A 4,961-nucleotide genomic window follows, 5' to 3' on the forward strand; every position below is an offset into this window, starting at 1 on the left:
ATCGTAGATAAATTAAAAAATGAAGTTCCGAAGATATTCAATTCAAAGGAGTATGAATATCATAGTAGGATACTAATGAGTGAATTAGAAAGCAATATTGAAAATATAATAAAGGAACTAAATGAATTTGCAAGACCAAGGGGATTTAAATTTCAAGTTACAGATAGAGGATTAATGAGTATTCCTATGAAAGAAAATGGAGAACTTATGCAAGATAGTGAACTTGGAACTCTTACTGCAGTTGAAATTCAAAAGATACGAGAAGAAGGACTAAAGTTAAATCAGGATAGTAAAGATTACATAGATAAGATAAAAATGTGTGAAGAATCATACAAGAATAAAATGAAAGACTTAGATAAAACAGTAGGAAAAAGCCTTGTTGGTTTCTATGAGCAATACTTAATTAATAAATACGGAAAAGATGAAAAGATAAAAAAATATATAGAGGATTTAGGCATAGATATAGTAACCAATATAGATAAATTTAAAGAAGATGATGATAATAGACAAAATCCTATGGCTATGTTAGGTATTATGGGTCCTAAAAATCAAGAGAAATACTTTAATAAATATAAAGTTAATTTGTTTATAGATAATAGTGATTGTGATAAGTGTAAGATTATAACAGAGAGTAATCCTACATACTATAACCTTGCTGGATGTGTAGAGTATAAAAATGAAATAGGAGCCTTGACAACAAGTTTTATGGAAATAAAGCCAGGAGCTTTACATAAAGCCAATGGAGGATATTTAATATTAAATGTAAAGGACTTATTATCAAATCCGTTTTCTTGGGATTGTCTAAAAAGATCTCTAAAAACAGGAACTATATCTATTGAATCTATAAACAAGCAGTATGGATATCTAGTAACATCTACTTTAAAGCCAGAACCTATAGAATTAGATACAAAAGTTATATTAATTGGAGATAATTATTTTTATAGCATTCTTTATGCACATGAAGAAGACTTTAGAAACTTATTTAAGATAATGGCAGATTTTGATATAGAAATAGATAAGAATGAAGAAAATATATATAAAACAGCTCAACTAATAGCTAATAAGTGTGAAGAAGAAAATTTAAAGCATTTTACTAAAGGGGCTGTAGAAAAGTTGATTGAATACAGCACTAGGGTAAGTGATAGTAAAGATAAGCTTACAGCAAGATTCAATAAAATCTTAGATATAATATATGAAGCAGATGCTATAAGTGATGAAAATCAACCATATATAACCGAAGTGGATGTAAAAAATGCGATAGACCAAAAGAAATATAGAAGTAATAAATATGAAGAAAAACTAAATGAAATGTTTAAAGATGGAACGCTTTTAATAGATATAGATGGCGAAAAGGTGGGACAAATAAATGGACTAGCTGTAATGGGAACTGGAGAGTATTCCTTTGGAAAGCCATCTAAAATAACAGCTTCAACATATAATGGTAGAAGAGGAGTTATAAATATAGAAAGAGAAATAAAACAAAGTGGTAGTATACATGATAAGGGAGTTTTAATTTTAAGTGGATATTTAGGCTCAAGATATGGAAAAGAAAAACCATTATCTATAACTACATCTATAACATTTGAACAAAACTATAATGGAGTTGATGGTGATAGTGCATCTAGTACAGAACTATACGCTATTATATCTAGTATAGCGAATATACCTATAAAGCAATATATAGCTGTAACAGGTTCTGTAAGTCAAAAGGGTGAAATACAACCGATAGGTGGCATAAATGAGAAAATAGAAGGATTCTTTGATGTATGCAAAATAAAAGGATTTACAGGTAATCAAGGGGTTATGATGCCTATACAAAATGTTAAGAATCTTCTTCTTAAAGATGAAGTAGTTGAAGCTATAAAAGAAGGTAAATTTAATATATATGCAATAAAAAGTATAGAAGAAGGATTAGAAATACTTACAGGTAAAAGTATAGAAGAAATAGACAAGTTGGTTAATGAAAATTTAGATAGATATAGAAAATCATCTAAAGATGAAGAAGCTAACGAGGAAAATAAAAATAATAAAGAGAGTAAAGGTAAGGACAAATAATAAAGAAATTTATAATATCATAAAAGTTTAAATCGGTCTGAAATATTATTTTTCAGACCGATTATATATATTAAATTTTTCCTATATACATATTATTTTCTGTAATTACATAATTTAACTGAGCATCGTGATTTTCCTTAGGAATAGAATCAAATACTTGTAAGTCAAAAGCTATACCAATAGTTATAGCATCATCTCTAAGGTGTTCAATAAATCTATCATAAAATCCACCACCATATCCTAATCTGTAGCAATCTTTATCATAGGCTACTGCGGGAACTATAAGAATATCAATAGCCTCTACATTTAATTCATTAGATGGGTCTTTTTTGGGTTCTCTTATACCGTAAGCTCCTATATTTATACCATCTTTTAAATTAGTAATTTTAAAAGGTATAAGCTTTCTTTCATCTTTTATAGTTACAGGAGCTGCAACAGTTTTTCTAAGAGATATAAGTTTAGTAATTAATTGGTCTGTTTTTACTTCATTATTAAAATCTAAATAAAGCATAATAGTATTGGCATCTTTTATGCAGTTCATTGAAAGTAATTTTTCTGTGATTTTTTGAGAGTTTGTAGATATAAAATCAGTGTCTTTATTATTTCTATATTCTATAACCTTTTTTCTGAAATCTTTTTTCATAAAATCGACCCCTTTTTTTATCTGGTATAATATGTATAATATTTATTATCTTAATATAAATCTTAGTATGTTTGAATAAATTAAATCAATAGAAATGATAGTAGTAATAAAAAGAGTAGCTTGTAATATAATATACAGAGTACTATGTAAAGGAGATGCAATCTAATGATATCAAAGAAAAAAGCCATAATATACGGTGTGTTGCTGGTTGTAATTACATTTCTAATTACTTCTACACTAAATATAGCTTTAGGTGGAAAAGTAGTAATCAGTAAAGAAACATATGAAGCATATAAAAAGTACAATAAGATGATCGCCTTAGAGGAGTTAGTGAAAGACGATTTTTATCAAAAGACATCAGATGAAAAACTAGTTGATGGTGCAATAAAAGGAATGTTTTCTGGATTAGATGATAAATATTCTCAATATTATACTAAGGCAGAATTTGAGAAATTAAAGGAACAAACGAGTGGTTCGTTTGTAGGTATAGGTGTGTATATAAGCCCAACATCAGATGATGATCATATAACTATAATTGCACCTATAGATGGTTCTCCTGCAGAAAAGAGTGGAATAAAGGCAGGGGATAAGATATTAAAAGTAGATGGTAAAGTTGTATCAGCTCAAAATTCTGATGAAGCTATTACCATGATTAAAGGTAAAAAAGGAACAGAAGTAGAATTAACTATAAAGAGAGGCGAGCAGATACTAGACGTTAATGTAAAAAGAGATGAAATAGTATCTAAAACAGTTGAAGGTAAAGTGTTAGATGATAATATAGGGTACATAAAAATAACATCATTTAGTGAACATACAAATAAAGAGTTTGAAAAAACATTAAATACATTAAAGCAAAGTGATATAAAAGGACTTGTTATAGACCTAAGAGATAATCCAGGAGGATTATTAAATGTATGTAAAGATATAGCTGATAGCTTAATAGGAGAAGGTACTATAGTTTATACAAAGGATAATAAGGGAAATACTGAATACTTAAAATCAGATAAAGAAAAGTTAGGTTTACCTATAGCAGTGTTAACTAATGAGGGAAGTGCATCGGCATCTGAGATACTTACTGGGGCTATTATAGATAATAAAGCAGGTATATCTGTAGGTACTACTACATTTGGTAAAGGTCTAGTTCAAAGTGTTAGAGAGTTAAAGGATGGAACAGGATATAAGTTAACAACAGCTCAATACTTTACACCTAGTGGAGAATATATAAATGGTAAAGGTATAAAGCCAACTATTGAGGAAAAAGATGAGGAAAAACAATTAGATGTTGCTTTGAAATGGATAAAAGAGCAAATAAGTAAATAAGGTAATATAATTTTATAAAATATAAAATTAAAAAATATTTTATAAAAAAATTTATAAGTGGAAAATGTGAATATATTTAACAAAATAACTTTAAAAATAAAAGGAAATGATATTACTTTGTAGAATTAAAAATACAAAAGAAGTTAATAATTATTAATAGGAAGTGATTTTATGAGTAAATATATATCAAATGTTGTTAACTTTCAAGAATATAAAGATAAAAAGAATAAACAATTAGAATTAGATAGAGAAGAACTTTTGCAACTAATTAAGAAAATAGTTACAACTAAATAAAAGAAAAATGCATTGGGATCCTCTCAATGCATTTTTCTTTTATAAAAGATTTAATTATCTTGAAATAAGAAAATAATTAATAAACAAACATATATTAAAGCAATATTTAAATAAAGATATCCTATAATTAAGACATTCTTAAATCATTAATATAGTCTTGAAATTGAGAAAACTCATTTTCATCTTCTAATTCTATTACTGTTGAGTTTTCATTATCAAAGTTTTTTAGATAAATAGTATGATTGTTTTCTAATTTATCATAATAAATGCATCTATATCCATCTTCATATAAGTTTTTTATAGTATTAAAGTCGGACATAACATCATCTCCTTATTAAAAAGATTATAATTTTATTATATTTTTTCACAATTTGAGTATAATATGTGTAGTTTAAGAATGTATAAGTATAGTTAATAAAGAAAAAAATAAAAAAAATAGAAAAAATTTAAAAAAAGTATTGACCATATAAAAAAGTGGTAATATAATAATAAGTGTCCAAGAGAGAGGACAAAGAAAGAACCTTGAAAATTAAACAGTAGGTTAATTTATAGAATTGAAACTAACAAACCAAGCCAGATATTCAGATAATGATTAGTCTGAGCAGGTAACAACTTTTATTTGAGAGTTTGATCCTGGCTCAGGATGAAC

The 4,961-nt window shown here is 26.8% G+C and carries 5 protein-coding genes; 3 read left to right on the top strand and 2 right to left on the bottom strand.

What is annotated here, in order from left to right; genetic code table 11:
* Positions 1-2,055 (top strand): Lon protease family protein (locus BN7997_RS14130; protein ID WP_071121468.1); only part of this gene is annotated, 2,055 nt, incomplete at its 5' end.
* Between the two features lie 70 nt (positions 2,056-2,125).
* Here BN7997_RS14130 and BN7997_RS14135 read toward each other — a convergent pair.
* Positions 2,126-2,698 (bottom strand): 5-formyltetrahydrofolate cyclo-ligase, encoded by a 573-nt coding sequence (locus BN7997_RS14135; protein ID WP_071121469.1) that lies wholly within the window; start codon positions 2,696-2,698, stop codon positions 2,126-2,128.
* A gap of 165 nt (positions 2,699-2,863) precedes the next feature.
* Here BN7997_RS14135 and BN7997_RS14140 point away from each other — a divergent pair, with 165 nt between their 5' ends.
* Both BN7997_RS14140 and BN7997_RS16260 read left to right on the top strand, forming a co-directional pair.
* The gene (locus BN7997_RS14140) at positions 2,864-4,018 is read left to right on the top strand and encodes a S41 family peptidase (RefSeq protein ID WP_071121470.1); all 1,155 of its coding nucleotides are present in this window, start codon (positions 2,864-2,866) and stop codon (positions 4,016-4,018) included.
* A gap of 171 nt (positions 4,019-4,189) precedes the next feature.
* A complete protein-coding gene (locus tag BN7997_RS16260; RefSeq protein ID WP_277232767.1) occupies positions 4,190-4,312 on the top strand; it encodes a hypothetical protein in 123 nt (40 codons plus the stop codon).
* A gap of 127 nt (positions 4,313-4,439) precedes the next feature.
* On the opposite strand, the gene BN7997_RS14145 is transcribed toward BN7997_RS16260, so the two are convergent.
* The gene (locus BN7997_RS14145) at positions 4,440-4,631 is read right to left on the bottom strand and encodes a hypothetical protein (RefSeq protein WP_071121471.1); all 192 of its coding nucleotides are present in this window, start codon (positions 4,629-4,631) and stop codon (positions 4,440-4,442) included.
* Positions 4,632-4,961: the final 330 nt, after the last annotated feature.

It is taken from the genome of Romboutsia timonensis (assembly GCF_900106845.1).
GTDB lineage: Bacteria > Bacillota > Clostridia > Peptostreptococcales > Peptostreptococcaceae > Romboutsia > Romboutsia timonensis.